Annotated in this window: 20 protein-coding genes, 2 tRNA genes and 1 pseudogene; 12 read left to right on the top strand and 11 right to left on the bottom strand. The window is 59.7% G+C overall.

Annotated elements, in window-relative coordinates; translation table 11 throughout:
* Positions 1–611 precede the first annotated feature (611 nt).
* Complete coding sequence (locus D6858_RS08280; RefSeq protein ID WP_120108941.1) at positions 612–1,262, top strand: FABP family protein; 651 nt, start codon at positions 612–614, stop codon at positions 1,260–1,262.
* Here the strand turns inward: D6858_RS08280 and D6858_RS08275 are convergent.
* From D6858_RS08275 to D6858_RS08260, 4 genes are all read right to left on the bottom strand, one after another.
* Positions 1,256–1,930 (bottom strand): energy transducer TonB family protein, encoded by a 675-nt coding sequence (locus tag D6858_RS08275; RefSeq protein WP_165859668.1) that lies wholly within the window; start codon positions 1,928–1,930, stop codon positions 1,256–1,258. The genes D6858_RS08280 and D6858_RS08275 overlap by 7 nt on opposite strands.
* A 13-nt stretch (positions 1,931–1,943) precedes the next feature.
* Positions 1,944–4,097, bottom strand: a complete 2,154-nt coding sequence (locus tag D6858_RS08270; RefSeq protein WP_120108937.1) for a TonB-dependent receptor plug domain-containing protein — start codon at positions 4,095–4,097, stop codon at positions 1,944–1,946.
* 138 nt (positions 4,098–4,235) lie between these two features.
* A complete protein-coding gene (locus D6858_RS08265) occupies positions 4,236–4,649 on the bottom strand; it encodes a DUF2946 family protein (protein WP_120108935.1) in 414 nt (137 codons plus the stop codon).
* Positions 4,650–4,731: 82 nt separating this feature from the next.
* Complete coding sequence (locus D6858_RS08260) at positions 4,732–5,196, bottom strand: Lrp/AsnC family transcriptional regulator (protein WP_120108933.1); 465 nt, start codon at positions 5,194–5,196, stop codon at positions 4,732–4,734.
* A gap of 269 nt (positions 5,197–5,465) precedes the next feature.
* On the opposite strand from D6858_RS08260, the gene D6858_RS08255 reads away from it, so the two are divergent.
* The 5 genes and pseudogenes from D6858_RS08255 to D6858_RS08235 form a co-directional block, all read left to right on the top strand.
* On the top strand, positions 5,466–7,208 hold the full coding sequence (locus D6858_RS08255) for a sensor histidine kinase (protein ID WP_120108931.1): 1,743 nt from the start codon (positions 5,466–5,468) through the stop codon (positions 7,206–7,208).
* Positions 7,209–7,259: 51 nt separating this feature from the next.
* Positions 7,260–8,261, top strand: coding sequence for a polysaccharide deacetylase family protein (locus tag D6858_RS08250; RefSeq protein WP_240623768.1), 1,002 nt, complete (start codon positions 7,260–7,262; stop codon positions 8,259–8,261).
* A 52-nt stretch (positions 8,262–8,313) separates the two neighbouring features.
* A tRNA-Ile gene (locus D6858_RS08245) sits at positions 8,314–8,389 on the top strand.
* A gap of 20 nt (positions 8,390–8,409) precedes the next feature.
* Positions 8,410–8,486 (top strand) — tRNA-Pro (locus tag D6858_RS08240).
* 405 nt (positions 8,487–8,891) lie between these two features.
* Positions 8,892–9,251, top strand: a pseudogene (locus tag D6858_RS08235) (integrase core domain-containing protein); the annotation flags it as partial.
* 29 nt (positions 9,252–9,280) lie between these two features.
* On the opposite strand, the gene D6858_RS08230 reads toward D6858_RS08235, so the two are convergent.
* On the bottom strand, positions 9,281–10,588 hold the full coding sequence (locus D6858_RS08230) for a TonB-dependent siderophore receptor (RefSeq protein ID WP_120108929.1): 1,308 nt from the start codon (positions 10,586–10,588) through the stop codon (positions 9,281–9,283).
* Between the two features lie 223 nt (positions 10,589–10,811).
* Positions 10,812–11,258 carry an Lrp/AsnC family transcriptional regulator gene (locus tag D6858_RS08225; RefSeq protein ID WP_120108927.1) on the bottom strand — a complete coding sequence of 149 codons (447 nt, stop codon included), beginning with the start codon at positions 11,256–11,258 and terminating at the stop codon, positions 10,812–10,814.
* 119 nt (positions 11,259–11,377) lie between these two features.
* Between D6858_RS08225 and alr the strand changes: the two genes are divergently transcribed.
* The 3 genes from alr to D6858_RS08210 are packed head-to-tail and all read left to right on the top strand — an operon-like array spanning position 11,378 to position 14,149.
* A complete protein-coding gene (gene alr / locus D6858_RS08220) occupies positions 11,378–12,523 on the top strand; it encodes an alanine racemase (protein WP_120108925.1) in 1,146 nt (381 codons plus the stop codon).
* A complete protein-coding gene (locus tag D6858_RS08215; RefSeq protein ID WP_120108923.1) occupies positions 12,520–13,776 on the top strand; it encodes a D-amino acid dehydrogenase in 1,257 nt (418 codons plus the stop codon). Before alr ends, D6858_RS08215 begins: the two co-directional genes overlap by 4 nt.
* Positions 13,777–13,801: 25 nt before the next feature.
* On the top strand, positions 13,802–14,149 hold the full coding sequence (locus D6858_RS08210; protein WP_205664903.1) for a RidA family protein: 348 nt from the start codon (positions 13,802–13,804) through the stop codon (positions 14,147–14,149).
* Between the two features lie 48 nt (positions 14,150–14,197).
* Here the strand turns inward: D6858_RS08210 and D6858_RS08205 are convergent, their stop codons facing one another.
* Genes D6858_RS08205 through D6858_RS08190 form a run of 4 tightly spaced genes read right to left on the bottom strand, consistent with a single transcriptional unit; the run spans position 14,198 to position 19,669 of the window.
* Positions 14,198–16,516 carry a S9 family peptidase gene (locus D6858_RS08205; RefSeq protein WP_120108919.1) on the bottom strand — a complete coding sequence of 773 codons (2,319 nt, stop codon included), beginning with the start codon at positions 16,514–16,516 and terminating at the stop codon, positions 14,198–14,200.
* On the bottom strand, positions 16,513–17,046 hold the full coding sequence (locus D6858_RS08200; protein ID WP_120108917.1) for an Lrp/AsnC family transcriptional regulator: 534 nt from the start codon (positions 17,044–17,046) through the stop codon (positions 16,513–16,515). Before D6858_RS08200 ends, D6858_RS08205 begins: the two co-directional genes overlap by 4 nt.
* 50 nt (positions 17,047–17,096) lie before the next feature.
* A complete protein-coding gene (locus D6858_RS08195; RefSeq protein WP_120108914.1) occupies positions 17,097–18,290 on the bottom strand; it encodes a M24 family metallopeptidase in 1,194 nt (397 codons plus the stop codon).
* Between the two features lie 17 nt (positions 18,291–18,307).
* Positions 18,308–19,669 (bottom strand): peptide MFS transporter, encoded by a 1,362-nt coding sequence (locus D6858_RS08190; protein ID WP_165859666.1) that lies wholly within the window; start codon positions 19,667–19,669, stop codon positions 18,308–18,310.
* A 247-nt stretch (positions 19,670–19,916) separates the two neighbouring features.
* On the opposite strand from D6858_RS08190, the gene D6858_RS08185 reads away from it, so the two are divergent.
* Genes D6858_RS08185 through D6858_RS08175 form a run of 3 tightly spaced genes read left to right on the top strand, consistent with a single transcriptional unit; the run spans position 19,917 to position 23,858 of the window.
* Complete coding sequence (locus D6858_RS08185; RefSeq protein ID WP_120108910.1) at positions 19,917–21,320, top strand: NAD-dependent succinate-semialdehyde dehydrogenase; 1,404 nt, start codon at positions 19,917–19,919, stop codon at positions 21,318–21,320.
* 10 nt (positions 21,321–21,330) lie between these two features.
* A complete protein-coding gene (locus D6858_RS08180; protein WP_120108908.1) occupies positions 21,331–22,743 on the top strand; it encodes an aminotransferase in 1,413 nt (470 codons plus the stop codon).
* Entirely contained in the window at positions 22,740–23,858 is a 1,119-nt protein-coding gene (locus D6858_RS08175; protein WP_120108905.1) for a DUF2817 domain-containing protein, read from the top strand. Before D6858_RS08180 ends, D6858_RS08175 begins: the two co-directional genes overlap by 4 nt.
* An 87-nt stretch (positions 23,859–23,945) precedes the next feature.
* Here the strand turns inward: D6858_RS08175 and D6858_RS08170 are convergent, their stop codons facing one another.
* Positions 23,946–26,258 carry a TonB-dependent receptor gene (locus tag D6858_RS08170; protein ID WP_165859665.1) on the bottom strand — a complete coding sequence of 771 codons (2,313 nt, stop codon included), beginning with the start codon at positions 26,256–26,258 and terminating at the stop codon, positions 23,946–23,948.
* Positions 26,259–26,580: the final 322 nt, after the last annotated feature.

Genomic DNA, 26,580 nt, shown 5'->3' with positions numbered 1-26,580 from the left:
GAGCCGCAGCGACCTGACCAATTAAGGGCCACCGCTGCCCCACCCACAACCAACGCGACAGGCGGAGCCCTCTCACCATGGATTGCTTCACTCCGTTCGCAATGACGAAGGTAGAGGTGAGCGCGGACATGGCACGGGCAGGGCACAGACTCTGCCCGACCGCGCCGTCCCCGCCACCCTCCCTCGTCATTGCGAGGAGCCGCAGGCGACGTGGCAATCCAAGGACCACACTCCGCCTCCATCACAACCGATGCTACAGGCCGGAACCCTCTCACCATGGATTGCTTCACTCCCCCTCACTAACGAAGGGAAAGGTGAGCGCGGAAAGATGGACCCGGCTCAAGACCGAGGTAGCGGCAGGAGAAAACGGCTTCCCATCGTCTGTACGCCGACCCTTTCCTACATCGCCCCGGCATCGCATAAAGTCGCCGCTCCCCGGACTTTTCCGGGGCGTGTTCACATTTGCGGGCGGAGTGGATTTTTCTTGCTCTGGACAGTGTAACATGCGGTCCACGGCTTCAGATAACTGCAATGAAGTCTGAACAGGCAACACAGACTTGACCGAATGGCCCTCCGTCCGCTTGATGCGAAAAACGGCAACAGGACATGGCATGACGATCCCAGACGATATCTACACCGAACCCGAAGACATCGATCCCGATACACTCGCCAATCTCGGGCCGTTGTTGCGCCTGGCGGGGGTATGGGAAGGCAAATCGGGGGTCGATATCAACCCCAAGGCCGATGGTCCGCAGCAACGCAGCTATATCGAACGGATCGAGCTGCAACCGGTCGATCCGCAGCCCAACGGGCCGCAACTGCTCTATGGCCTGCGCTATCACGCGCATATCAACGACCCGGAAGAAGAGATCACGTTTCACGACCAGATCGGTTACTGGCTGTGGGAACCGGCCACCGGCCTTATCCAGCAAACGCTGGCTATCCCCCGTGGGCAAGTCGCACTGGCGTCAGGCTTCGCCAAGGCGGATGCGGATAGCTTCACTGTCGCGGCGAAACGCGGATCGACCAGTTACGGCATCTGTTCGACAGAGTTTCTCGAAGGGGCATTTCGCACCGATTCCTACAAGCTGGACGTGACTTTCCACCCTGACGGCACGTGGAGCTATGTCTCGGAAACGATGCTGGCGATCCGCTGCGAAGGGGAACCGTTCCTCCATCGCGACACCAACCGGCTGACCAAAGTGGCCGAACCCAACCTCAACCCCTGGGCAGAGATCGTTCGCAACGCGAAGGGTCAGTGAAACCGCACGGCGATGGTGAAATCGAGGCTGTCCGCATCTTTGGGAGGCGCGGCGAATGGCGCGGCCTGACGGACCATTCGCAAGGCCATCCGGTCGAGCTGCACATCGCCGCTCGATTGTGCGAGTCGGGTGGCGTTTAGCTGCCCGGTGGGAGTCAGGGTGAAGGCGACGGTCACCTCCCCCTCCTTCCGCAGACCGCGCGGTTTCCAGCGCATGATCGCCGCCCGCAATTGCGCGGCATAGGCAGCAAGCGGATCTGCCTTGGCCGTGACGGGTTGCGGTGGCGGTGGTGGCGCGGAATGGGGCGCTTCGGGCTGAATGGCCCGCGCGGCCGGAGCGGCGGGAAGTAGCGGCAAGGGAGTGCTCGCTGCGCGACCCGGCGACAGATCACTGACGACAACTGGCGGTTGCGCGTCAGAGCTGCGCGGCACAGGCCGGACCGGCGGCACAACCCGGCCAGCCTTGCGCCCTTCCGGCGGGGGCGGGGGCGGCACGGGTCTTTCCGCTGCTTCGAATATCGCGACCACTTCACGGGAGCGATGGTGCCGTTCGCCCTGTCCGGCCACGGCGAAGGCCGTCACCGCCGCGACCAGCAGTGCGCCATGCACTGCAATCGCGGCGGCAAGGCCGGGCAGGCTCCAGCCGGTGCGGGTGTCGGCAAAAGCCATTGCCCGCGTCCGGTCAGAACTTCGTCGACAAGCCGACGTTGAACGAACGGCCACGACCCGGCACAGTCTGTAATACGCCGGTCGCTTTGTAATCGCCGAGCGACATCCCGCCGAGCGGCAGGGCATATCCCTTGTCGAACAGGTTGGTCACGTCGAAGCTCACCCGCACGCCCGACAGAGTGTAAGCCACACCGATGTTCGCCAGAGCATAGGCATCGGTAACAGGCTCGCCCCGCGTCGCATCGACCCGGCCCTTCTCCGCCACCCATTCGACATCGGCACTCAGTTCCAGCGCACCCGAACGATGGGCGACGCCTGCCTTCACATCGAGCGGCATCTGGCGATAGACCGCCCCCCCATCGCTGAGGTTGTTCGCTTCGATCCACGAGAGCGAGGCAGTTAACTGCGTACCATCGTTCCCGCTACCCTTGGCGATCTGGACCGCGCCCGACAGGTCCACACCATAGAATTCGGCGTCCTGATTGGCGAATTGCAACTGCACGAACCCGCTCGGCTGCCCCATCATATCGGTGAAGGCCACCCCGGTGGGCACAGCGTCGATATAGTCGTCCACGCGGGTATAATAGGGCGCAATCCGCAGGTTCCAGCCCTGCGCCTCTCCCCCCAGTGCAAGCGCCACGCTGAACGTATCGGCCCGCTCCGGCTTCAGATCGAGATTGCCGACATAGCCGTTGCCATCGCCGTACCAGCCGATCATCCGGCTCGCCATCGATCCACGGCCCCAGCTATAGCGTTCGTAAATGTTGGGCGAGCGGACCTTGTGGGCATAGCCCAGCTCCAGCGCCGCATCGCGCGACAGGTCGTAAACCAGCAGTGCAGACCCGCTCCAGTTGCCATCGCTGCGGTGGCGGTCGGCGGCGTTGAACGCTGCGGCGGCCTGCACATCGGCCATCTGCATCATTCCGGTGCCGTACGGCTGCACATCGCCGGTATCCATCGTCACACTATCGAACCGCACACCGACGATGGAGGACAGCCGGTCGCTCCAGTGACGTTCCCACTCGCCATAGCCGGCGATCCGGTCGCGGGTGGCGCCATTGACGTTCACAAACGTGTTCGGCCCCATCATCAAATTGCCTGCAACCGGAGGCCAGTAATCGTCCAGCCACTGATGGTGGTATTCCGCGCCCAGCCGCACTGTGTCGTGCGGCGATGCCGGGATGGTCACTTTGGCCGACGCGTCGAAGCTATGCACTTCGGTGTTCATCGGCATCGAACCGGGCAGTTTGTCTTCGAGGAAGTTCATCTCGTGATCGGTGTCGCGATAGGCCGCCTTCAGATCGATATCGCCCCAGTCGTAGTATCCCTTGTAGCTGGCGTTAAGGAACCAGCTCTTGTTATCGACCATGTCCATGTACTGGTTCGGGAACCCTTCGTAGGGGGCGTACTGGATTCCGCCTTTGACCTGCAACAGCCCGGTGGCGTGTTGCCATGCCAGCGCCAGCGCATGATCGGTCTTGGCATATTCGGTCGAACGCACCATGCCATCATCACCGCCGCCATCGTATTGATCGGACTGGCTGTACGATCCGGTATATGTCGCGCTCAGATTGCTGCCCGCGACTGTCAGCTTCACCGCACCGCCGAACCCGTCGCCGTTGGAGCGGTAGTAGGCGGAGGCATTGCCGGTGATCAGCGTTTCACCGCTGCTGGCGAACTGCGGTGGCGTGCTCTCGACAGCGATGACCCCACCGATATAGTCACCTCCACTGCTGACCGGCGCGACACCCGTCAGCACGGCAATCGATGCAATCGACTGCGGGTCGGTATAGGACAGCGGCGGGTTCATATCGTTGGGACACGCGGCATCGATAGCGAACCCATCGACCAGCACTGTCAGGCGCTGCTCCGACAAGCCGCGAACAGACGGCATAGAGGAGAACCCGCCACCGGTTGCGGCGCTGACGCCCGGCAGAGACGACAGAATGGCTCCGGTGTCGCTTGTCGTCGCCTGCTTCCGATCGAGTATCTTGCGATCGACACGAATGCCGGTGATCGGGGTATTGGCGATCTGCGCGCTGGCCTGTTCGGACTCGACGTCGATGGGATCGATCCGGGTCGCATCCTGTGCATGGGCAGCCAGCGGCGCAAGCGCGCACCCGGCAACCAGCGTGGCACGAAGGGCGATGGAATTTCTGGACTTCATTTCATAGCTTCCTGCGATTGCCCGCAGCGCGGCGCGAACGCTATCGTACGGGCAGATGTGTCTGGATAGGTGGCGACTGCGGCAGAGCGCGCCTCCGCAGCATGGCGAGGCGAGCGGTCTGGCAGTCAGTTCAGAATATCAGACAGTCGCAGGGGGCCCGCGCAGTGGGGGCCGCAGGTATAGCGCGGGCGTGAAGGGCAAAACCCGCGCAGGTGCAAAGCCGAGCACAAGGATGAACGCAAACGCCAGAGCCAGCAGCACGCCATCCGCCCCGCCCAATGCGGCATGGGACAGGCTGGTAAACCCGCAGTGCCCATCCTTCTTGGCGTGATCGGCGGAACTGCCCCGCTCCCCTTGCGTGGTCGGGATAACCAGCTTCATCTGGCGGAGCGCACCGGTGCCATCGGTACAGATTGTAACCGTCAGCACCGTGTTGTTCGCCGGTGAAAGCATGAAGCCTGCGGGAATGGCGGCCTTGATGCAAAACGCCAGCATCACCAGCGCAAGCGCGAGGTGGCGATGCTGCCGAATCAAGACACGCAGTGCGTTCATGGCAGCCCCGCTAAACTCAAAACGATGATATGTCAGCCACTACCACACTGCCACATGGCGATTGAGACACCCGGAAGGCCCGTCAGTCGAGCGGAACGCCGGGCTCGTGCTTGGAAGTGCGAATGGTCAGCGAGGTCTTCACGCTGGCGACATTGGGTGCCGGAGTCAGCTTGCTGGTCAGGAATTCCTGAAAACTCTGCAGATCACGGCTGACGATCTTCAGAATGAAGTCGATTTCACCGTTCAGCATATGCACTTCGCGCACTTCGGGCAGGCTATGCATATGCGCCTCGAATTCGCGCAAGGCGCTTTCGGCCTGGCTCTTAAGGCTGACCATCGCAAATACCGTGATGGCGAAACCCAGTTTCGACGGATCGAGTTCGGCGTGATAGCCGCGGATGACCCCGTCTTCTTCCAGAGTGCGGACCCGGCGCAGACATGGCGGAGCGGTCAGCCCGACGCGCGTAGCGAGTTCGACATTCGTGACACGTCCTTCGCTTTGCAATTCGGCAAGCAATTTCCGGTCGATATCATCAAGGTTGGCCATTGCCGCGCCCCTGCCTGAGCCCCTACTCTCCCCTTGCCCACGGTCATGCACGAGCAATGAAACCACAGACAAAGCAACGAAAGCCGCGAAGAATCGCCTCTACGGCTAATATTATTGTTTCTGGCAGCAATTGTCCCACTTTGCAACGTGACCTGCATGATGAATTCCGAACGGAATGCAGCGCGTTAGGAATTAATAGTGCGGCAGTGTGTAAGCGCAGCCGAATCGAACTTTCAGAACTGGCCCGCAGCGGAGAGTAACGTACAGCAATGCAGATCGACGACCGCCTCGCAACAGTGCTGCGCCACCGCGCCGCCAGCGAACGCGCGGCGCGTACGCAGTATCGGCAATTACTCGACTTGCTTGGAGCGCGCCGCACGACAGGCGATGAATCGATGCTGGCCGCGGCATGGCTGCGGCTTGCTGCCTTGGGTGAAACCATCCCCGTGCCCGATCGCGCTGCGATGATCCGCGAACCGGGACTGCGCTTTCGCAACCCCGAACTGGCGCTGCATCTGGCGGATGACGAACCCGAAGTCGCCGCCTCCGCTCTGGCGGTAGCACAACTTTCGGTGGATGACTGGGAAGCGACCATTCCCCGTTTGCCGGTTCGTGCCCGTGGGTTTCTCCGCCTGCGCCGCGATCTGCCGCCGGGAACGCAGGAACTGCTTGAGCGGCTGGGTATTCGCGACCGCGGCTTACCCAGCCCCGACATTGCCGAAGAACTGGCGGAAACCGAAGCCTCCACCCCAGAAGCCGATATCGCGGAACAACCGGGCGCGAAGTCCGCAATCGTCACGCCGATCCGCCCGATCCCCGCCAATGATCTGGCACACGGTCGTGCCGCGACAGCATTCGCGCGGAACACGCGCGACGATGGTGACGATGGCGACGATGGTGAAATCGGCGCACTTGTCCGTCGGATCGAGAGTTTCCGTAAGGCGCGGAGCAATCGCCCCCAACCGGATAACGCACCGCGTCTGCCGTTGGGCGAAAAGGCAGACAACGGCCGGGTGCCACTGATCGGCTTTGCCTTCACGACCGACAGCGAAGGGCGTATCGATTGGGCGGAACGCAATGTAGCACCGATGGTAGTCGGTGCCATACTGCCCCCTGCGAGAGAGGCCGCGAAGCGCCACCGCCAGCCTTTGCGGCATGTCGAGTTGGATTGGGAAGGCGCCCCGATGATAACCGGTAACTGGATCGTGGATGCGGCACCGCGCTTCACCGATGCGGGCGGACGCTTCTATGGCTATGCCGGTCGATTCCGCCGCCCGCCCCCTGCGGACACCGTGGTGGATCAGCCACAAACCGATCGCAGCGCCGATCTGATGCGCCAGTTGCTGCACGAACTCAAAACACCGGTGAACGCCATTCAGGGTTTTGCCGAAGTGATCCAGCAGCAGTTGTTCGGCCCGACACCCCACGAATATCGGGCGCTGGCAGCAACGATCGCAGGCGATGCAGCGCGTATGCTGGCAGGGTTCGATGAACTGGACCGGCTTGCCAGGCTCGAAAGTGGAGCGTTGGAGCTTCAACTTGGGCATTGCGATTTCGCCGAAGTCCTCGGTCGCACCGTCGATCAGCTTCAGGACGTGCTGAAATCCCGTGGCTCTGCGTTCGAGCTGGACCAGCACGGAACCTGCGATGCCTCGGTCCCGCTTGCCTGCGAAGATGCAGAGGCGCTGGCATGGCGGCTGCTGGCAACCCTTGCCGGATCGGTCGGCACCAACGAGCGGCTCAGGCTGGAAGTCGCCGATACCGATGGTGTCATCATGCTATCGTGTGACCTGCCCGCTGCATTCGCTGCGCGAGACGATATCTTCGCCGATAGTTCCCGTGCAACGGGATCGGTCAGCGCCGGCATGTTCGGGACAGGCTTTGCCTTGCGGCTGGCCCGTGCAGAGACCCGCGCCATTCATGGAGATTTGCACCGTGAAGGATCGCGACTGATCCTCCTTTTGCCGCATCTGGCTGCGAGCCAACCGGCGATGAGTGCAACCGAAGCTTAACCGGTGCGCGTGTAGAGCGCTGAATGTATTACCGAACGACAGGGGTTCCGTTTGGACCGATCGATTATCGCTATTCCGCCCAATGGGCGGCAAGCCGATTTTGGCTCTGGCTTCGGCCAGCGATCGCTGCTGACAGTCGACACCGAAGAGGAATTCGACTGGGGCGCTCCGTTCACACGCGACCAGTATGGGTTGAGCCACGTTCCCGATATTGCTCGATTTCAGCAGTTTTGCGAAAAACGCGGGGTCGTTCCGGTGTATCTGGTCGACTGGCCAATCGTTCAGTCCCCTGCTGTTGTGGAGATTATCGGCGGCTCTGTGAAAAACGGACAAGCGGAAGTTGGTGTCCATTTGCATCCGTGGGTCAATCCTTCTTTCGAAGAAGAGGTCAATTCGCACAACTCCTACGCCGGAAATTTGCCCCCGCGACTGGAACGGGAGAAATTCCTGCTGTTGCGCGATGCAATCGCGGAAAAGTTTGGCAGCGAACCGTTGATCTATCGCGCGGGTCGCTATGGAGCGGGAGCGGCGACCGCCAATCTTTTACGTGAAGCTGGCATCCTTATCGACAGCTCGGTCCGGACCAATTTCGATCATCGCGCAGACGGTGGGCCGAACTACACCAAGCATCCCCTCTCTCCCTATTGGATAGGTGGCGACCGGCGATTACTGGAACTGCCGCTTACCAGCGTTTATTGGGGCATATTGCGAAAGCAAGGTCGCGCGCTTGCCCCGATGCTTGCCCGCCTGCCTCATGCGCGCGGACTCTTCTCCCGCCTCAACCTGCTGGAAAAAATCGCCCTGACCCCTGAAGGTGTCAGTGTGGAAGAAGCGATGCGCGGGATCGATATTGCCATCGACGATGGCCTGCCGCTGCTGGTGATGAGCTTTCATTCCCCTTCGCTGGCAATCGGACATACGCCATATGTTCGCAACGAAGCGGACCGGGAAAAATTTTACGAATGGTTCGGCCATATCTATGCCTATCTGGCGCATCGAGGCATACGACCGACCACTGTCAGGCAAATTGCACAAGCCGCAGGGCTTCGATAAGCTTGCCAGCCGGCTCAGGGAACGCTACCGGGCGCGCTCCGGCAACCGGAACGGGCCTGTAGCTCAGCGGTTAGAGCTGGCCGCTCATAACGGCTAGGTCGCGGGTTCGAATCCTGCCGGGCCCACCACCGGGGCCGGAAGGTAACGTCGGGGAGTAGCGCAGTCTGGTAGCGCGCCTGCTTTGGGAGCAGGATGTCGCAGGTTCGAATCCTGTCTCCCCGACCAACCTTCCGGTATTAGGTAGCAAACGCACAAAGCGAAAACCGCAGAAATCCTTATATCTGCGGCATGGGCCTCAGTAACTTCCTCGGCAGCAACGAAGACAAGATTTCCAAGCTCAAGGGCGAGCTAAAGCGGAAGCGTGAGGAGTTGAAGCTGATCATCGACGGGGTCAGTCGGATTACTGAGTTGCAAGATGAGATCAGGGCGCTTGAGAGCCGGATTGAGGCTGGCATTGCATTTATACAGCCCGACTATCCTGATTGGGACCCTAACCACATCAAGCCGTACGAGGCCCGTTCTTGGAAAAGCCCGTTCGAGGTTGGCGAGGTCGGGCGTCTCGCCCTGAGCGTCCTACGAGAACAGGGCACTTGGATGACGGTCCGTGAGATTGCACGGACTATGTTGGACACAGAGCTCACCAGCAATGCCGTCCTGGCGTGGTGTGGCGAGATCGGCGTCGAGTGGCATTATATCGCTCCGGGCAAGCCGATGCAGAATGGCTATGTCGAGAGCTTCAACGGCCGCATGCGCGACGAGCTGCTTAACGAGACGCTGTTCATGAGCATGGCCCATGCACGTGTCGAGATCGCGGCCTGGGTGGAAGACTACAACCGGGAGAGACCGCACTCATCCCTCGGCTACGAAACCCCGGCGGCGTTCGCCGCCAAACTGGATAAGCAATGGCCTGCTTCGCTACGCCCTGCGGGCTCCGCTACGCAGCCCATTGCTTCAACCGCGCTCATGCGCAACAACGCGGTCCGGCTCTAACTCCCGCTGGAGGAAAGCTGGGGGTCACGTCACAAGGTCGGAACATAGATGTCCAGGCCGGCCATCAGTTCGTGCTTTACCGCACCTGTTTGCAAGTCGATCTTCAAGCGGGTGTCGGTTGAAAGGCTGGTGGTTTCTTCGCGGCGCGAGCTGATCGTACGGCTCAGCCAGCCATCGGCGGTAACAGCGCCGACCTGCAAATAATCCCAGTCCAGCTCGCCTTCATAGTAACGCAGCGCGTGTTCAAACGAAACCGCATCGGAGAAACGGTGAGAGAACCGGTATCCTGCATTCCATTGATTGGCGTCGTAATCATCAAAGTCTGGTTCACCAACAAACCGGTCACGGGGGATCCGTCCATTGGACAGGCCCTCGCCCGTTACCAGTTGTATACTAAGCGGGGCGGCGAAATTCATCCGGATTTGCTGGTAACTACCCAGTACAGTCAATTGAGTGTCGCCTGAGATATTCCATGTCAGAGCATGCGCGATGAAGCGCTTGTCATCTTTTATGTACTCAACATCGGTGTTGGAATCTCTGACCAGACCAGTCAGGCGAAACGCAATCTCGCCGGAAATCGGCCCGGTGTAATCGGCAGCAAGTTCGAACCGGTCGAAGCCGCCATATTGTGCTCTGATCTCGCCCGATGGCGTGAAGGAGGGGCGCTTACTAACCGCGTTGATGACCCCACCCGGACCAAGCTGGCCGTACAGCACCGATGTCGCGCCGCGCAGCACCTCAAGTCGTTCAAGCGAGTAAGGTTCGATACCGCCGCCATAAGTCGAAGATTGTGGCTTCAACCCGTCGAGCAGAATGCTGCCGTCCGCTGTGTTCACCGGGAAGCCGCGCAAATACACGTTGTCGGCTGCGCGCGCGAAACTGGCGGACTGGGTGATCAGGCCAGGGGTATAGCCAAGGCTTTCGCTGATCGTCTTGGTGTTGATCGCTTCGATAAAGGTCGAATCAACCACCGATACGGATTGCGGCGTCTCGATGAGAAGAGCGTCCGATTTGCCGACGCTCACGCGGTTGTTCACGCGTGCGGTCACAACAATCGATTCATCGGTGGAGGCAGCACCGGCGCCCTTTTCCTGAGCAGCAGCTTGCGCGGGTGCCAGCGAACAGAGAGCTACGATTGAACCACTCAGCATCAACATCTTACGCCTGACGGAGACCTGACCGACAGTTGCAGCCACGCCGCGATTCGATTTGCGAAATGATCCAATCATTTTTAACCCCCCTTGCTCGTCTGATTGCTGCAGCGCCGGCAGTCCCCCGTGCTCAGCATTTCGATTGAGCCTATTGTACAAGAGAGTGAGGCGTGATGTATCCGGCATATCCCTGAAGAAACAGACAATTCTTCTTTCTCTTCAGGTTCAATCCGAAGAAACCGAACGCCATCACACATGCGTTCAGTCCGCCCTCGGACGGAAGGATCATAATAGGAAGTTGCCCGATACGAGCGCAGTTTGCACGCAGGGGAGGATACAATTATATGCGGGTTTTCGTTCAAAACTGAACGTATAAATTTTATGTCCCTAACTTAACGAGGTCGCGCCGTTATCGCCCCCGATGGCTGCGCATGGCGAAGCTCGATGTGATACGAGATACTCCCGGCAGCCGCGACAATACATCGCGGTGGAAGTTGCCATAATCATCGATACCGGCAATCTGTACGCGCAGCAGATAATCGCCATCGCCTGTCATCAGATACCATTCCTGAATCTCGGGATGCATTCGCAGTGCATTCTCGAACCGGGCGAGATATTCTTCTGTCTGACGCTCCAGTTCGATCTGGACAATCGCGCTCATTCCTTCCCCCGGCCCCAGACCGGAGATAATTGCGGTATAACCCTGTATAACGCCGGATCGTTCGAGAATTCTGATACGGCGCAGGCAGGCGGATGGGGACAGGCCGACCGCTTCGGCGAGAGCATTGTTGGTGATCCGCGCATCGAGCCGGAGACACTTTACTATCCGGCGATCGATCTCATCCAGCATGGCCATGCAAAATAATCCATTTGTTCGCAGCTCGTGCATATTACGAGCGAAGATCAGAATAAACCGCGCCACATCGGCAGATATTTCGAATCTTTGTCCCCTATCCCTGCGGCAGGGAGGTGGCCATGGCCGAACGATATCACCAATATGCCGCGTCCAGTATCATGGAAATCGATCTGGATGCCTTGCGCGCCAATTATCGCGCAATCTCCTGTCAGGTTAAGCCCGCTCAATGCGGTGCTGTTGTAAAAGCCGATGCGTATGGACTTGGCGCCTGCCGGGTGGTTCCTGCATTGCAGCGCGAGGGATGCCGTCTGTTCTTCGTCGCCCAGCTTTGCGAAGCTATTTCGATAGAGCCTGTTCTTGGTCCTGACTGCACCGTTTACATTCTGAATGGAATCGATCCTGGTAACGAAGCAGTATGTGCGGATCGAGGTTTCATTCCGGTCATCAATTCCGCACTTCAACTCCGGAACTGGCGCACCCTGGCTCGCGAACGGGGGCAGGCGCTGCCCGCCGCGCTGCAAGTGGATAGCGGAATGTCACGGCTCGGCCTGCCCGCGGCACTGGCTGCAGATTTCGCCAGAGATGCTTCGTTGCGAAGGGAAATCGATTTCAGGCTGCTGATGACCCATCTGGCCTGTGCCGACGATCCGGCCCACTCAGCCAATCGCGATCAGCTTGCGACCTTTTCCAGCCTGTCTGCTTTGTTCCCCGATGTTCCCCGCTCGATCGCCAACAGCGCAGGCAGCATGTTGGCAAAACCATTCCACTGCGATGCTGTCCGCCCCGGCATTGCACTCTACGGTGTCGATCCCGGTCCCGGCACGGCAAGCCTGCGCCCGGTCGTAAGACTAAGTGCGCGTGTTCTGCAAATTCGCGAGATCGTTGCCGGAACCGGGGTGGGTTATGGACTGACGCATATCGCACCGACAGCGCAGCGTCTGGCGACAATTGCAATCGGCTATGCCGACGGCTGGCCTCGCAGCCTGAGCGGAATCGGCGCGGCCTATTTCGAAGGCACCCGACTTCCCATCGCTGGCCGCATATCGATGGATAGCATGACCGTCTGCATCGACGCGCTCACCAGCCAGACTCTGCGCGAAGGCAACTTCGTCGAACTGATCGGACCATCGCAGACGCTGGCCGACGTGGCCCGCGATGCAGACACGATCGCTTATGAAATCCTAACCCGGACCGGGAGCCGCCATCAGCGGATCTACTCCGAGCAAGGCGATATCGAATTTATCAATCCGGGAGACCTGATGTGAGAGTCGTTGTTTTGGGCGCTGGGGTGATCGGCGTCACATCGGCGTGGTATCTGGCCGAAGCTGGGCACGAAGTGGTCCTGCTGGACCGGCAACCCGGCCCGGCAATGGAAACCAGCTTCGCCAACGCCGGTGAAATTTCGCCAGGCTATGCCTCCCCGTGGGCCGCGCCCGGCATTCCCGTGAAAGCAATGCGCTGGCTGTTCATGGAACATGCTCCGCTGATCCTGCGCCCTCGTTTCGATCCGGCAATGATGCGCTGGATCGCCGCCATGCTTCGAAATTGCACCGCGTCACGGTACGCCTTGAACAAGAGCCGGATGGTCAGTCTGGCAGAGTATAGCCGGGATGAACTCGTCGCATTGCGAAACAGGCTCGACCTCCACTACGACCATGGTTCACGCGGAACCTTGCAACTGTTCCGGACGCACAAACAGGTCGACGCGAGCGCAGGCGACATTGCCGTTCTGCAAAGCTACGGCGTGCCTTACGAAGTGCTCGACCCGGATGGCTGCATCAGTGCCGAACCGGGCCTTGCTGCATCGCGCGACCGGTTTGTGGGTGGCTTGCGCCTTCCCGGCGATGAAACCGGCGACTGCCACCTGTTTACCAGTCAGCTCGCCCGCCGTCTGGTCACGGAGAATGTCGAAGTACGATACGATACCCGTATCGAGGCAATCGATCGGGTGGGCGACATCATCGCAGGGGTACGCACCGATAAAGGGATTGTCCAAGGCGATGCCTATCTGGTCGCCACTGGCAGCTACACGCCCGCATTGCTTGCCCCTGCCGGTATCCGCGTTCCGGTTTATCCAGTGAAAGGATATTCGATTACCTTGCCGATTGCGAACCCGGAAGTGGCCCCCACATCGACCCTGCTGGACGAAAGCTATAAAATCGCGATCACGCGCCTTGGCGATCGCATTCGCGTAGGCGGTATGGCGGAACTGTCCGGCTTCAACGCGGTGTTACCGCCAGCGCGCGAAATCAGCTTGCGCCATTCTTTGAACGATCTGTTCCCGGGCGCAGCGACAAACGAAGCTCCGTCAAATTTCTGGTCCGGGCTGCGTCCGATGACGCCCGACAGCACTCCGATTGTCGGCTCTACCCCGGTACGAAACCTGTTCCTCAACACAGGCCATGGCACACTGGGCTGGACCCTGGCCTGCGGTTCGGCAAGCCTCATCACGCACCTGATTTCGGGTCAGAAGCCGCCCGTCGAACCCGACGGCTTCAACATCAAGCGCTATTCATAATGAAACAACCAGAAGGATAAACATCATGACAATCGAACGCCTCCATTCCGGTGTCCGCATGAGCCAGGCCGTGATCCATAACGGCATTGTCCATCTCGCAGGCCAGGTCGGGGCGCCAGGTGAGGATGCCGCGGCCCAGACCCGCGCTGTACTCGAAAATGTCGACCAGCTTCTTGCCGAAGCGGGAACCGACAAGTCGCGCCTGCTCACGGCCACGATCTGGCTTGCCGATATGGCCGATTTTGGCGCGATGAACGGGGTGTGGGAAGAATGGATCGGCGGCGCCAACGCCCCCACCCGCGCGACCGGCGAAGTAAAACTGGCAACGCCCGACTACAAAGTCGAAGTGATCGTTACGGCCGCGCTGCCCTGATGGATGGCGCCATTCGGGTGTCCGGTGCCATGCCGGACACCCGTGGCCTTATTGTCCGGACGGTGCCGTTGGCATCAAATCCACTGGCGGCTCGACCCCGTCGAGATGCTCAAGCAGATAAGCCAGCGTCTTGCGCCGTACATATTCGCGGTCCACTCCACGAAAGCCGTGTCGTTGCGACGGCAGGATCAGCAGGTCGAAATTCTTGCCCGCTTTGATCAAAGCATCTGACAATCGCATCGTATTACCTAGCGGCACGTCGTTATCCAAAGCGCCATGGATCAACAGCAACTTGCCCTGTAAACGCGGTGCGAGGGCCTGATTGGTTGCATATCCATCGGGCGAACCGGCCGGCCCTGTCAGGGGGTCCCCGAAATTGAATTCGCCCGACCCCATCTCGTAGAGGTGGTTATCGTGGTTGCCCGCCGATGCCACGCCGACCTTGTAGAAATCGGGCGCCAGCATCATCGCGGTTGCCGCCATCAGGCCCCCGCCTGAATGACCAATGATGCTCACCCGGTCGATATCGATCACGGGGAACTGGCTCGCCACCCCACGGATCGCGGCCTTGTTATCCGCAATCGGATAATCGCGCACACTACCGACTTCAAACGGGTAATGCTGATATCGCTTGCCCCTGATGAACGTGCCGCCGCGCTGGCCAATATTCAACACTGCAAACCCCGCCGCTGCCAGACGACCGTTGGGATTGTCGGGATCGAAGCGGATCGGCCCCATCTCGGTGGATGGGCCGGGATAGACGTCGGCCACAATCGGCAAACTACCCTCGTCGCTGTTTTGTCCGGGCAGCCATAGCCATCCATAAAGCGGCGTCGCTTTATCGGCTGCCAACGTGCGAATGCGCGCCGGTGAGCGCCAGCCCGAACGCTCCAGCGCGCTGGTATCGGAGCTTTCCACGGTCATGACGATCACACCGGCCCGGTCGCGCACCACCATCGTGGGTGCAAGATCCGGGCGGGAAAACGCATCGACATAATGCCGCCCATCCGGCGCGAGTGTCACTTCGTGATGGGCGTCTTCACGGTCGAGCGGTCGCGATTTGCCGGTCCCGATTTTGGCGATATGTATGCGAAACTGCGCCGGATTGCGGTACCTCGCATCGTCGAACGCGGTGTAGATCATCTCGCGCCCGTCCGGGCTGAGATCGAGGATCGACCACGCCGAAGTGTTTCCCGGCGTCACATCGCGAACAAACCGTCCCGACCAGTCGTAAAGGCCGTAATGCTGGAAACCACTTCGGTCGCTTCGCCACAGGAAGCCTTTCTCCAGCTCTCGAAAATCAGCGAAGCGCACCGACCATCCATCGCTCGGCGCTTCCCGCAAGATCACCCGCACTTTGCCCGTCGCGACATCTGCCGCACACAGCTCTACCGCTGAGTAGCCACGCGTCATTCGCGCGAAATAGAGCGTTCTGCCATCGCGCGATGGCCATATGCCGCCCTGCCCCGGATCGAGGTTGCCGACATGAACCCAATCGCCTGTGTCCACACGTACAGCCGGGCCACCCTTTGCATCGAAAATCCATAGCTCGGAAACCGGCAGGTTCGTTTCGCCGGGCAGAGGCATTTTCTGCGTAATCATGCGAGGACGCGGTTGAGCCAGTGAATCGATTTGCCACAGGTCGCCTGTGGTTCGCAGGTCTTGTCGCTGGATGTAGAATTTGGTCCCGGAACCGATCCAGCCGATGCGCGGCGCGCGAGCATCGGCTCTGCCGGTAATCGCAGCGATATCGGTAGGCTGTGTGTCTGCCATGCCGGAAGAGAAGCTGCGCCACAGTTCTCCATCGTTGCTTAACTGCACTGCGTCGCCATCTGCGGTCGAACTGTACAGGTTATGGTCTTTCGTCCAAACTTTGTACTGCCCATCCGGTGACGTCGCTGCATGGCGATCGGGTCGCGAACGCGACACGGTATTATCCGCTAGAGTATAGGTCAGTCGTTCTTCGCCGATGTTGAGCCTCACGCGCTGCCCGCCGCCATCGACAGATAACGCCGCGGCAGGCAGTGAGCCTGCCGGCACCCCCTTCACGCCGGCGCGGGCGAGGATTGTCGACGCGCGAATAACCTCTTGCCGGGTCTGCGCTATGGGATCGACTTTGTACAACGCGACATCGCTTGCCAACGTGCGCGCATAGTAGAACGCCTTGCTGTCACTCTGCCACACAACTGCCGGGGCAGCCGGTGCAATCGCATCGGACAGCTGGCGAACCGCATCGGGAGAAAACACATCTCCACGGCTTTCGCGACAGGCGAAATCGCACTGCCCGTTCGTGCTCGCCTGAACAGGCGTGACTACAGCAACGGTGGCGAACAGCGCGATCGCGCGAAATGTGCTCAGCGCCTTCACAGTTCGGCCTCCCCGTTATCGTCGGCTCCGCGGATGAAATTCGGGCGGTGCTTTACTGTCTTCATTACAACGTTGGAGAAAAACTGGCCGATCCGATCATGTCGCTCGGACAGATCGTCCATCAGACGCATGTAGTCGTCCATGTCCACGGCCACGACTTTCAATCGGTAATCGAACTGGCCGGACGTGGCCGTGCATTCGACGATTTCCGGAATTTCCATAACGATGCGCTCAAACCGCGAATGCTCATGATGTTTATGCGATTCCAGCGTCACATCGGCCAAGACAGTAATGAAAGAGCCAAGCGCCCGTTGCGAAATGACCGCACGATACCCCTCGATCACTTTCGCCTGTTCGAGCCGACGCACCCGGTTGAAGCAAGCACTTTCGGACAGATCGACATCGAGCGCGAGACGCGAATTGGTGATCCGGCCATTGTCCTGCAAAATGCTGAGAATTGCCATGTCAGTGGCATCCAACTGGACCGTCCCCACACTAGACCGGAAACTTCTTATCGGTGTGACTTTCATCGCCTCTCACTTTCCAAAAACTATCTGGGCCGCGCTATCGCCCCGCCTGCTCAGTCGTTCACCACCAGCCGTTGTGGGAAACTGCAGAAGCGTTCGGCGCCGTTTTCGGTCACGTGGAATGCCTCGGTGATCACAATCGATGCACCATCCTGCCAGACACCTGGCATCAGGTGGAATGTCATGCCAGGCTGCAAAACAGTCTCGTCGCCAGGCCGGATGCTGGCGGTCAGCTCGCCCAGTGTTGGTGGATATGCGATGCCGATGGGGTACCCGCAGCGCGATGTCTTGCTGACACCGCGCGGCCGGGCAACCGATTGCCAGGCTGCCTCGACCTCATACAAGCGCGCGCCGGGTTTCACAGCATCCAGCGCAGCGTTCAATGCTTCCACCGCGATGCTTTCGAGATCGCGTACGGCAGGGGGTGGAGTCCCGATCCACACGGTTCGCGACATCGGGACGTGGTAGCGATGGTGGCATGCCATCAGCTCGAAATTCACCTGAACATCATTTCCATACGGCTGATTGCGCCAGCTGAGATGTGGCGTATCAACCCAGTCACCCGACGGCATGAACGGCGGGGAACTGGTATATGTCCCCCCTGCCCCGTCTGTCCCTGCAATCAGCGCGCGATAGATATCGCCAGCCAGCTCGTTTTCCTGAACGCCGGGGCGTGCACCTTGCGTCGCAACCGTCATGGCTCCCTGCACGATTTGCGCCGCTTTACGCATATATTCGACTTCGGCAGGCGATTTGATCAATCGCACCCAGTTCACCAGCAAGCTGGCATCGACCACTTGTGCATTAGGTGTTTCCGCCCGGATAATATCGCTGGCCAGCGCAGTCAGGTAATAATTGCTCGCTTCCAGTCCCAACACGCCTTTATCCCAGCCCCTTTCCGCCAACAGAGCGCAAAGCGGCTGGGCGGGATGCTTATCGGCCGCCTGCACATAGTCGTCTGGATAAGCGATGATATCGTCATCAGCGAGCCAGCTGGTAATCCGCGCGCTCTTCCGGTCGATACCCCGCCCCACCCAGACCGGAGCATCCGCTTGCCGAACCACGAGGTACTGCGGCGTGTAAAACGACCAAGCATCGTATCCACTGAGGTAGTAGAGGTTGCATGGGTCGGTCAGGACAAGCGTGTCGATCCCGCGTTGAGCCATCGCCGACCGGACATTTTTTAGACGGGTGTCGTATTCCGAACGTTCGAAACGCAGATATGCTGCGGGGCGATCTTCAGACATATTAATTCCTCTTTGGGCTACTCTGCGTCCGGATCCGCAGCACGGCGCAACGCCGGTACTGTCCAGCGCAAGACAAGCAGGATTACGATTGAGACGCCAAGCAGCGCCTGTATGCTAATGAAATAAGAGACTTGGCCGATTTCGGATGCGAGCGGCCCAAGCCACCCGGCCATGTAGTTACCTACACCAACTGTGACATACCAAACGCCAATCAGCAGCCCGACCCGATGTGCGGGGGCAATCCGGCTGATGGTCGAAATCTGCGGTGGCCAGATCAGGACGTCACCCACTGAAAAGAACAAATAACCTGCTACGATCCACAGAGGCGAATGAAGCCCGCCACCCGCGCTTTCATTCGCCGCACCGATAAAGAAGAAATAACCAATCAGTAGTGCAGCAAGACCGGCTGCCTGTTTCATGAATATGTCAGGCTGCCGCCCCTGTGCAGCCAGCTTGTCGTCAATCATCTGCGCCACTGGTGCCAGCAGAACGAAGCCGACCGTGCTCACGGTAAGGAACAGCGCTGCGGGGATTGTCGCACCGAAGGCGAACCGTTCGGTGCTGTCACGCACCATCAGAGTGAGAACGCCTGCTTTCTGGTAGAAGGCGATGGCATAAATAGCGGTGAAGAAGGTCATGCAGGCAATCGCCAAACACGCGCCAGGCACACTACCCTTCTGACGGTTTGCAGCGATTTCAGCCTGCGGCTGGCGCTGCATCGTCCCGATCAACCGGTCCGACTGCGCGAGATAGAGGCACAGTCCCAATGCCATTCCGACAGCAGAGGCGAGAAACCCCCATCGCCAGCCCAGTGCCTCCCCGAAAGCCCCGGAGAAAATCGTTCCTCCAATCGACCCCAGCCAGATCCCCATCATGAACAAGGTATATCCGGCCTGTCGCGCGTCACCGTCTTCGCTATCGTAAAGGCCGCCGATCAGAGCGGATACGGCAGGCTTGAGCAAGCCGGTGCCGAAAACAACCAGCGCCAGCCCTGCCATTGCAAGGATGGTCCGCATTTCGCCCAGCACATATCCCGCCGCGAACAGGGCGGCATTTCCGGCCAGAATGCCTAACCCGCCACCCACTACGCCGCGGTGATGCCCCAGCCAGCGATCGCAAATCCATCCACCCAATGCAGGTAGTGCAAACGCAGCCCCGCCGAAGATTCCGTAAGCATGAAGCGCTTCGTCGCGGCTCCATCCCAAACCACCGTCCGGGATCGCTGACGAAAGAAACAACACCAGCATCGCGGTCATGCCGTAATAGCTGAATCGCTCCCAGAATTCGGTAGCCGACACCAGATACACACCGGCAGGCTGGCGCCATAAACTGCGTTTTTTAGGCGGCTCGACAGACGCATTCGATTGATTTTGGTTCATAATGCCAATTTTCCTTGCCGAAGCCTGTTGTATCGCAGGGCCCTGCCCGATCCTTCGGCACAATCCGCAATCAGCCGAAATTTCTTCGGAATGTCCCGCGAAGTCCCCGCACCGCAGACCGCGACGCAACATTCTTCTGTGAAGCCCAGAAATAGAGGGAGGAAATTCGCAAAAGGATCGCGAGAGCCGGAACCTTCGCGCTGCAACGAAGCCAAAATAGCACTTCGTTCACGCAGGAGAATCGCGCTTGGCCAGCCTCAATCAACGCCCGTCGACCGATGAGTTCGCGGTCTATGACCCCGCCGATGGTTCGGTTGTGGGTATGGCGCAGGAAATGGACGCGAACACACTCGATCTGATGGTTGGCAATGCCCGGCGTGCGTTCTCTGGGTGGCGCGAACAACTGCCTGTATCCCGTCGCGACGCTTTGCGACGCTGGGCTGAGATCATGCGGGGCCGAAAGGAAGAGTTCGCCCAGCTGATGACGCGCGAACAGGGCAAGCCTATCGCTGAATCGCGGGGCGAAATCGACTACGGACTGGGCTTTATCGAATGGTTCGCAGAGGAGGGAGTGCGTCCCACAGGCGAAATTCTGGCCCCGCATCTGTCGGGCAGTCAGGGGATCGTGCAGCAGATCCCCATCGGTGTCGCTGCCCTCATAACTCCGTGGAACTTTCCGTTCGCGATGATCGCCCGCAAGGCCAGTGCCGCCCTTGCCGCTGGCTGCACTGCGATCGTCAAACCATCTCCCGAAACACCGCTCACGGCGCTGGCGATGGAAGACGCCGCCCACGCCGCCGGGTTGCCTGAAGGTGTTTTCTCGGTCGCAACAAGTGAGACAGCGGCGCTAAGCGAGCAACTGGTTGCTCACCGCGATATAGGTGTGATCAGCTTCACCGGCTCCACCGCAGTTGGTCAGAAGATTCTTTCGTCAGCCGCCGCAGGCGTCAAACGCGTCCTGCTCGAACTGGGTGGACATGCGCCCTTCATCGTACTCGATGATGCAGACATCGATCGCGCAGTTCAGGATGCGGTGGGCGCGAAGTTCACCACCGGCGGTCAGGATTGCCTAGCGGTCAACCGCTTCTTCGTCCCCGAGACGCTCCGCGACACCTTCGTCGAAAGGTTTGTCGCCGCCACGCGAAAACTACAGGTGGGACGCGGTATCGATCCGCAAACCGCGATCGGGCCGATGACGACAGCCGCGCAAGCCGAATCTTGCCGGGAACAGATTCGGGACGCAGTCGATCAAGGGGCGCAGCTGGCCTTCACAGGCACCGCCCCATCGGGCAACTGCTGGCTCGCGCCGACAATATTGACCGGTGTAACCGACGAGATGCGGATCGCGCGCGAGGAAACCTTCGGGCCGGTGGCCGCCATCAGCACCTATAGCGAAATAGGCGATGTGATCGGGCATGTGAACCGGTCGCGCTATGGACTGGCCGCATACGTTCACGGCGGCGATCTGGACCGCGCGACACGGGTCGCGCAGCAGCTGGATTACGGCATGATCGCTATCAACACCGCCCGTATGACCGGCCCCCCCGTCCCCTTTGGTGGGATGCGCCAATCTGGCCTCGGACGCGAAGGCGCCCGTCACGGCCTCATCGCCTTCACTGAAACCCGTTACCTCTGCATTTGCAGCAATTAGGAGACAACCAATGGCCTCAACACTCCAGGAAACGACGGAGCGCGCTGGCAGCAATCGCGACCTCGGGCTGATCGATCGCAAGAGCATGATCCACCCCTTCACCCCACTGCGTACATTTTCCGACGGCGAAACCGGCGGGCCGGTCGTGGTGGACCGTGGCAGCGGCGCATGGATCGAAACCGCCGATGGGCGTAGGCTGCTCGACGGCTTCGCCGGGTTGTACTGCGTCAACATCGGATATGGCCGCCCTGAAATGGCAGAGGCGATCGCCGCGCAGGCCGGAAAGCTGGCTTATTACCACGCCTACGCCGGTCACACGAGCGAGCCAGCGGCACTTCTGGCCGAACGCATCCTCGAAATGGCACCCGCCAATATGCGCCGGGTTTTCTTCGGTCTGTCAGGTTCGGACGCCAACGATACGCAAGTCAAACTCGTCTGGTTCTATAACAATATCCTCGGCCGTCCGACCAAGAAGAAGATCATTGCCCGCGAACGCGGTTATCATGGTGCCACAGTGATGGCATCGTCGCTGACCGGTATGCGTTTCTATCACGAAGGGTTCGATGCGCCTTCCGGCCCCGTACTCCACACTACAGTACCACATCACTATTGGGGTGCGGAACCGGGCATGGATGAAGCTGGCTTCGTCGCGAAATGTGTGGCCGATCTCGAAGCGCTGATCGCGCGCGAAGGTGCCGATACGATCGCCGCATTCATCGGCGAACCCGTTCTGGGCACCGGTGGACTGATCCCCCCGCCAGCAGGATACTGGCCCGCGATTCAGGCCGTCTTGCGTCGCCACGATATCCTGTTGATCGCCGACGAAGTCGTCTGCGGTTTTGGACGCGTCGGCCACAATTTCGGTTGTGACGCCTATGGCATCGAGCCCGATCTCATCACGGTCGCCAAAGGTTTGACGAGCGCATATCTGCCGCTGTCCGCCGCCATCGTTGGCGAACGGGTATGGTCCGTGCTGGAACAGAGTTCCGACGCACGCGGCCCGTTTGCACACGGCTACACCTATTCGGCACACCCGACATGCGCCGCAGCCGGGCTTGCCAATCTCGACGTGATCGCACGCGAAAATCTGATCGAGCGGGTCGCAGAATTTGCTCCGCAGTTCCAGGCAGCTTTCCAAGATGCATTTGCCGGTCATCCGCATGTTGGCGAAGTGCGTGGAACCGGTATGTTGGCGGCGATCGAATTCGTTGCCGACCGCGACAGCAAGCGGCGCTTCGATCTGTCGGAGAAGATCGGCGCGCGCCTCTCTGCCGCCGCATTGGAGGGGGGCCTGATTACCCGCTCAATGCCGCATGGCGATATTCTTGGCTTTGCTCCGCCGCTGGTAATCGATACCAATGATCTCGATTTCATGATCGAGAAAACCAAATCCGCAATCGCATCGGTCTTCCCCGGAGTATGACCTTTTCAAGCGTGTTCGAACCCGTCACTCAGGCCGCGCGTCGGCATTTCGCCGCTAGCTTTGCCGAAGCACGTGACGGGTTCGTGCAGGCGGCAGGTGGGGCTGTGCGCAGTTATGCCACAGTCAGCACCGGCCCGGACGGCAGCGAATTGTTCACAGACTGTGCGTGGATCGGCGATCCCGAAGCGCGCACAGTGCTGGTGCTGATATCCGGCACACATGGTATCGAGGGATATTCCGGTTCAGCGGTCCAACGTGACTGGATTGCGGAACATGCCGCCCAATGGCCCCATCACGCACCGGCAGTCCTGCTCGTGCATGCACTCAACCCCTATGGGTTCGCGTGGGATCGGCGGGTTACAGCGGAAGGCTGCGATCTCAACCGCAATTTCATCGATTTCGCGAACCCGCCCGCCAACCCTGATTACTCCGAGATTGCCGAACTGCTGGTTCCGTCGAGCCTCGATCAGAGCCAGATTGAGCGGTCTGAGGCAGAACTCGCGCGCTGGCGCGCCGACAAAGGTGAACTGGCGTTCCAGATTGCACGAAAGAGCGGCCAGTGTTCCGATCCGAAGGGCATGTTCTATTGCGGGACTTCCCCAGCAGAAGCGCATCGCACTCTCGACCGCATCTTCACAGATTATCGGTTGATGGAACGGGACTTTGTGACTGTGCTCGATATTCACACAGGGCTCGGTCCTTATGGATACGGGGAACCGCAAAGCGAGCATGATCCTGCTTCGCGCTCACACGCGATTGCTCAGGATGTCATCGGGCCATCGCTGACTTCGCCTGAATTGGGGACATCTTTCTCAGTGCCGCTCCACGGCACCATGCAACAGTTCTGGGACCAGCGAATTGCCGATGGCCGGCATTTGTATCTCTGTCTGGAGTTCGGCACATTCGATCAGGAATCGAGCCGCAAACTCTATCGTGAAGACCACTGGTATCATGGGCACGGGACCGGCGATCCGCTCAGCGATTACGGCCTCGACTTGCGGCGACGCATGCGGGCGCATTTCGATCCGGCGGAAGAGAGCTGGAGGGAAATGGTGCTGGTTCGTACCAGGCAAGTGATCGCGCAGACACTGCGTCACCTCGATCAGGTTCGCTAGCGGCGCTTTGAAGGGCTAGTCTCTCACAAGCTTCACAGCAGCTCGTGTAATATGGGGAGCGGTCATAACGACCGCTCCCCATATTCGTCAGAAGTTGCTGGTCACTGTGATGCCCGCAGTCCGCGGCCGTACAGTCGAACCATAAAACAGATCCGAGCTGCGGAACTGCCGTGAAAGGTAGTTAGGCAATTCGTTGAACACGTTGTCGACGAAAACCGAAAGGTTCACCGTAGAGGTTCGGACACCCGCACGGATGCCCACGAAATGCGTGGCCGGATCACCGGGGATCGCCCCGTCATACCCGATCACGATCGACGGCGTCTGCGACCCCGCAGACCGGAATTGGTAATTAACACGAGCATAACCATCGACGTTGCCAATCGGGAAATCGTATTGCCCCGAAGCACTGACCGACCACGGTGAACGCGCGATGCGCTGCCCTTCGGTGACGATAGTGCTGGTGCCGACGACGAGTGTGTCATCGTATGTCGCATCGACATAACCCACACCACCGTTGAGCGAGAGCCCGCCAAGCTTCAGCGAAGCCGCGAAATCCACACCCCGGCTGGTTGCGGAACCGACATTGGTAATAAAGCCGAGCCCACAGGATGGCAGCGTGACACGTGCCTGAATGCGCGACCAGTCGATCCAGAATACGCTGGTATCGAGCGAGAGCTTCCCGCCCAGCAGACTGTTCTTGGCACCGACTTCGTAGCTCCACACTTCATCGGATCCATAGCTGGTAGGCGCTCGGTCGAGACCGAGATCGGCGAGATCGGTTCCGCAGCTCGCTGTGCCGACAGCCCCCTGTGCGCCGCCGGGGCGGAAACCCTTGGATGCGCTGGCATAGAACAAATGATCGTCATTCGGTTCCCACGACAGGCCGATTTTCGGGGTAACCGGCGTTTCCGACTGTTCGCCAGTCGTCGTCACCGTTGCACCGTTCTGCGGCCCGGCGACAAGGCTGTCGAATGAGAAACGTACGTGAGAGACACGCATCCCCGCCGTCAGTTTGAGCGTGTCCATCAGGCGATAATCGATCTGCGCGAAAGCGGCGATCTGCTCGTCGACGCTCTTCTGGTTATCGTAGAAGGCATAGCCCTGATAAAGCGGCACACCGAAAACGTCTTCGATGGTCAGCCCACCGGTCAGCATGGGTATCATGGTGACCAGACTGGAGCCGTTGATCCCTTCGAAATCGTTTTGCGTCGCATGCGAATAATATGCGCCGACAGTCCAGTTGAGCCGCGCCTGTGCATCGGTCGACTGCAAGCGAACTTCCTGCGTGTAGACGTCCTGTCCGCTGAGATAGTCGGCGTCGAACGTCATACTTGGATCGAGCGGAATCGACTGCCCTGACAGCAGGTGCCAGACATACTCGGTGTAGTTCGGATATGACGCCATGTTCCGCGTGAAGTACGAACTGTTCGAAACCAGCGCGACGTTGCCCAGATCGGCATCGATCTTGACAGCGGCCAGCGTGAACCGGTCATCGAACGGGGATGCAAGGGCGTTGCCCGCGCGGAAGTCCCCTTCATCGATGTCGGACAGGCTCTGCCAGAAAATGCCCGAATCGTCTGCCGACACCCGCTGATGGAAAACCGACGGGGTAATGGTGACATCTTCGCCCGCGCGAATCTTGAACGCGAGCCTGCCCGCGTAACTCTCTTGCCGGTTAGCATTTTCCTGAATCATCGCGCCGGTCGAGGGATTCACCCGGTCGACATACCCGCCGTCGCGGCGATACCAGCCACTGGCGCGGAGAGCGAAATTATCCTCAGCAATAGGCACCGACAGCGCCAGACCGGCTTCGTAGCTCATCTCACCGCCTTCGGTGTGAGACACTTCTGCGCGGCCGTATCCATGCGTTTCGGTCAGGCTCGGTTCGGGCGTGATGAAGCGGACAGTGCCGCCTTCCGACCCGGCACCGAACAGAGTCCCTTGCGGACCTTTGAGCACCTCGATCCGTTCCAGATCGAACACTTGCGGATACGCATTGGTATTCGTCGCTGAACGAACTGTACGGATCTGAATCGGTGTGTCGTCGATATAAATGCCCGTCGTCGCTGTGCCGACGGTCGAACGGATGCCGCGAATCGAGATAAACGACCGGTTGCCGGATCCGAACTGCTGACGCGAAAACTGGAGGTTGGGCGTAATGCGGGCCAGATCGTCGACTGACTTCGTTCCCAATGCATCGAGTGTGTCGCGGGAAAATGCGGCGATGTTGATCGGAACATCGCTCAACTTTTCATCGCGCCGGGTTGCGGTAACGACAATCGCCCCGGCGAACTCGTCAGCTTTCTGGTCAGTTGACTGTTCCGGTGCCTCTTGTGCCAGTGCCGGGCTGGTGGTGCCCAGCGCCAGAAGCGAGACGGCTCCAAGAACTTTATGCCTCATGATCGATGATACCATACGCAAGTTGAATTCCCTTTTCGATCGCGGCTCTTCGGCCCGTTTCGATATCAATGAGCGACCCAGCCGCCTGTGTGCGGCCCGGCGGCGGCGGTATGAGCCCTTTCGGGCAACTGCATCATAGACTGGCCCCGCCACACAAAGCCGCGCCTTGGCGGGCAGGTAACATAATAATCTTCCGGCAATATGCGATTCGGCGCCAGAATCTTCGAATTACGATACCCCGAACATTACGGAATGGAGACCGACGTTGCAGCAGAAAGAAGATTCCTCGGCCCATCGATCCGGCAAAAACGGACTCTTCGCG

The organism is Tsuneonella suprasediminis (assembly GCF_003605755.1).
In the GTDB taxonomy this organism is placed as follows: Bacteria; Pseudomonadota; Alphaproteobacteria; order Sphingomonadales; family Sphingomonadaceae; genus Tsuneonella; species Tsuneonella suprasediminis.
Note: the sequence above shows the minus strand (reverse complement) of the source record. Positions and strands in the feature narration are given on the sequence as shown.

Bases quoted from the DNA above. Each gene is read 5' to 3' on its own strand.
- D6858_RS08280 (WP_120108941.1), top strand. From the start codon at position 612: ATGACGATCCCAGACGATATCTACACCGAACCCGAAGACATCGATCCC.
- D6858_RS08275 (WP_165859668.1), bottom strand. From the start codon at position 1,930: ATGGCTTTTGCCGACACCCGCACCGGCTGGAGCCTGCCCGGCCTTGCC.
- D6858_RS08270 (WP_120108937.1), bottom strand. From the start codon at position 4,097: ATGAAGTCCAGAAATTCCATCGCCCTTCGTGCCACGCTGGTTGCCGGG.
- D6858_RS08265 (WP_120108935.1), bottom strand. From the start codon at position 4,649: ATGAACGCACTGCGTGTCTTGATTCGGCAGCATCGCCACCTCGCGCTT.
- D6858_RS08260 (WP_120108933.1), bottom strand. From the start codon at position 5,196: ATGGCCAACCTTGATGATATCGACCGGAAATTGCTTGCCGAATTGCAA.
- D6858_RS08255 (WP_120108931.1), top strand. From the start codon at position 5,466: ATGCAGATCGACGACCGCCTCGCAACAGTGCTGCGCCACCGCGCCGCC.
- D6858_RS08230 (WP_120108929.1), bottom strand. From the start codon at position 10,588: ATGCCGGATACATCACGCCTCACTCTCTTGTACAATAGGCTCAATCGA.
- D6858_RS08225 (WP_120108927.1), bottom strand. From the start codon at position 11,258: ATGGCCATGCTGGATGAGATCGATCGCCGGATAGTAAAGTGTCTCCGG.
- alr (WP_120108925.1), top strand. From the start codon at position 11,378: ATGGCCGAACGATATCACCAATATGCCGCGTCCAGTATCATGGAAATC.
- D6858_RS08210 (WP_205664903.1), top strand. From the start codon at position 13,802: ATGACAATCGAACGCCTCCATTCCGGTGTCCGCATGAGCCAGGCCGTG.
- D6858_RS08200 (WP_120108917.1), bottom strand. From the start codon at position 17,046: ATGAAAGTCACACCGATAAGAAGTTTCCGGTCTAGTGTGGGGACGGTC.
- D6858_RS08195 (WP_120108914.1), bottom strand. From the start codon at position 18,290: ATGTCTGAAGATCGCCCCGCAGCATATCTGCGTTTCGAACGTTCGGAA.
- D6858_RS08190 (WP_165859666.1), bottom strand. From the start codon at position 19,669: ATGAACCAAAATCAATCGAATGCGTCTGTCGAGCCGCCTAAAAAACGC.
- D6858_RS08180 (WP_120108908.1), top strand. From the start codon at position 21,331: ATGGCCTCAACACTCCAGGAAACGACGGAGCGCGCTGGCAGCAATCGC.
- D6858_RS08175 (WP_120108905.1), top strand. From the start codon at position 22,740: ATGACCTTTTCAAGCGTGTTCGAACCCGTCACTCAGGCCGCGCGTCGG.
- D6858_RS08170 (WP_165859665.1), bottom strand. From the start codon at position 26,258: ATGAGGCATAAAGTTCTTGGAGCCGTCTCGCTTCTGGCGCTGGGCACC.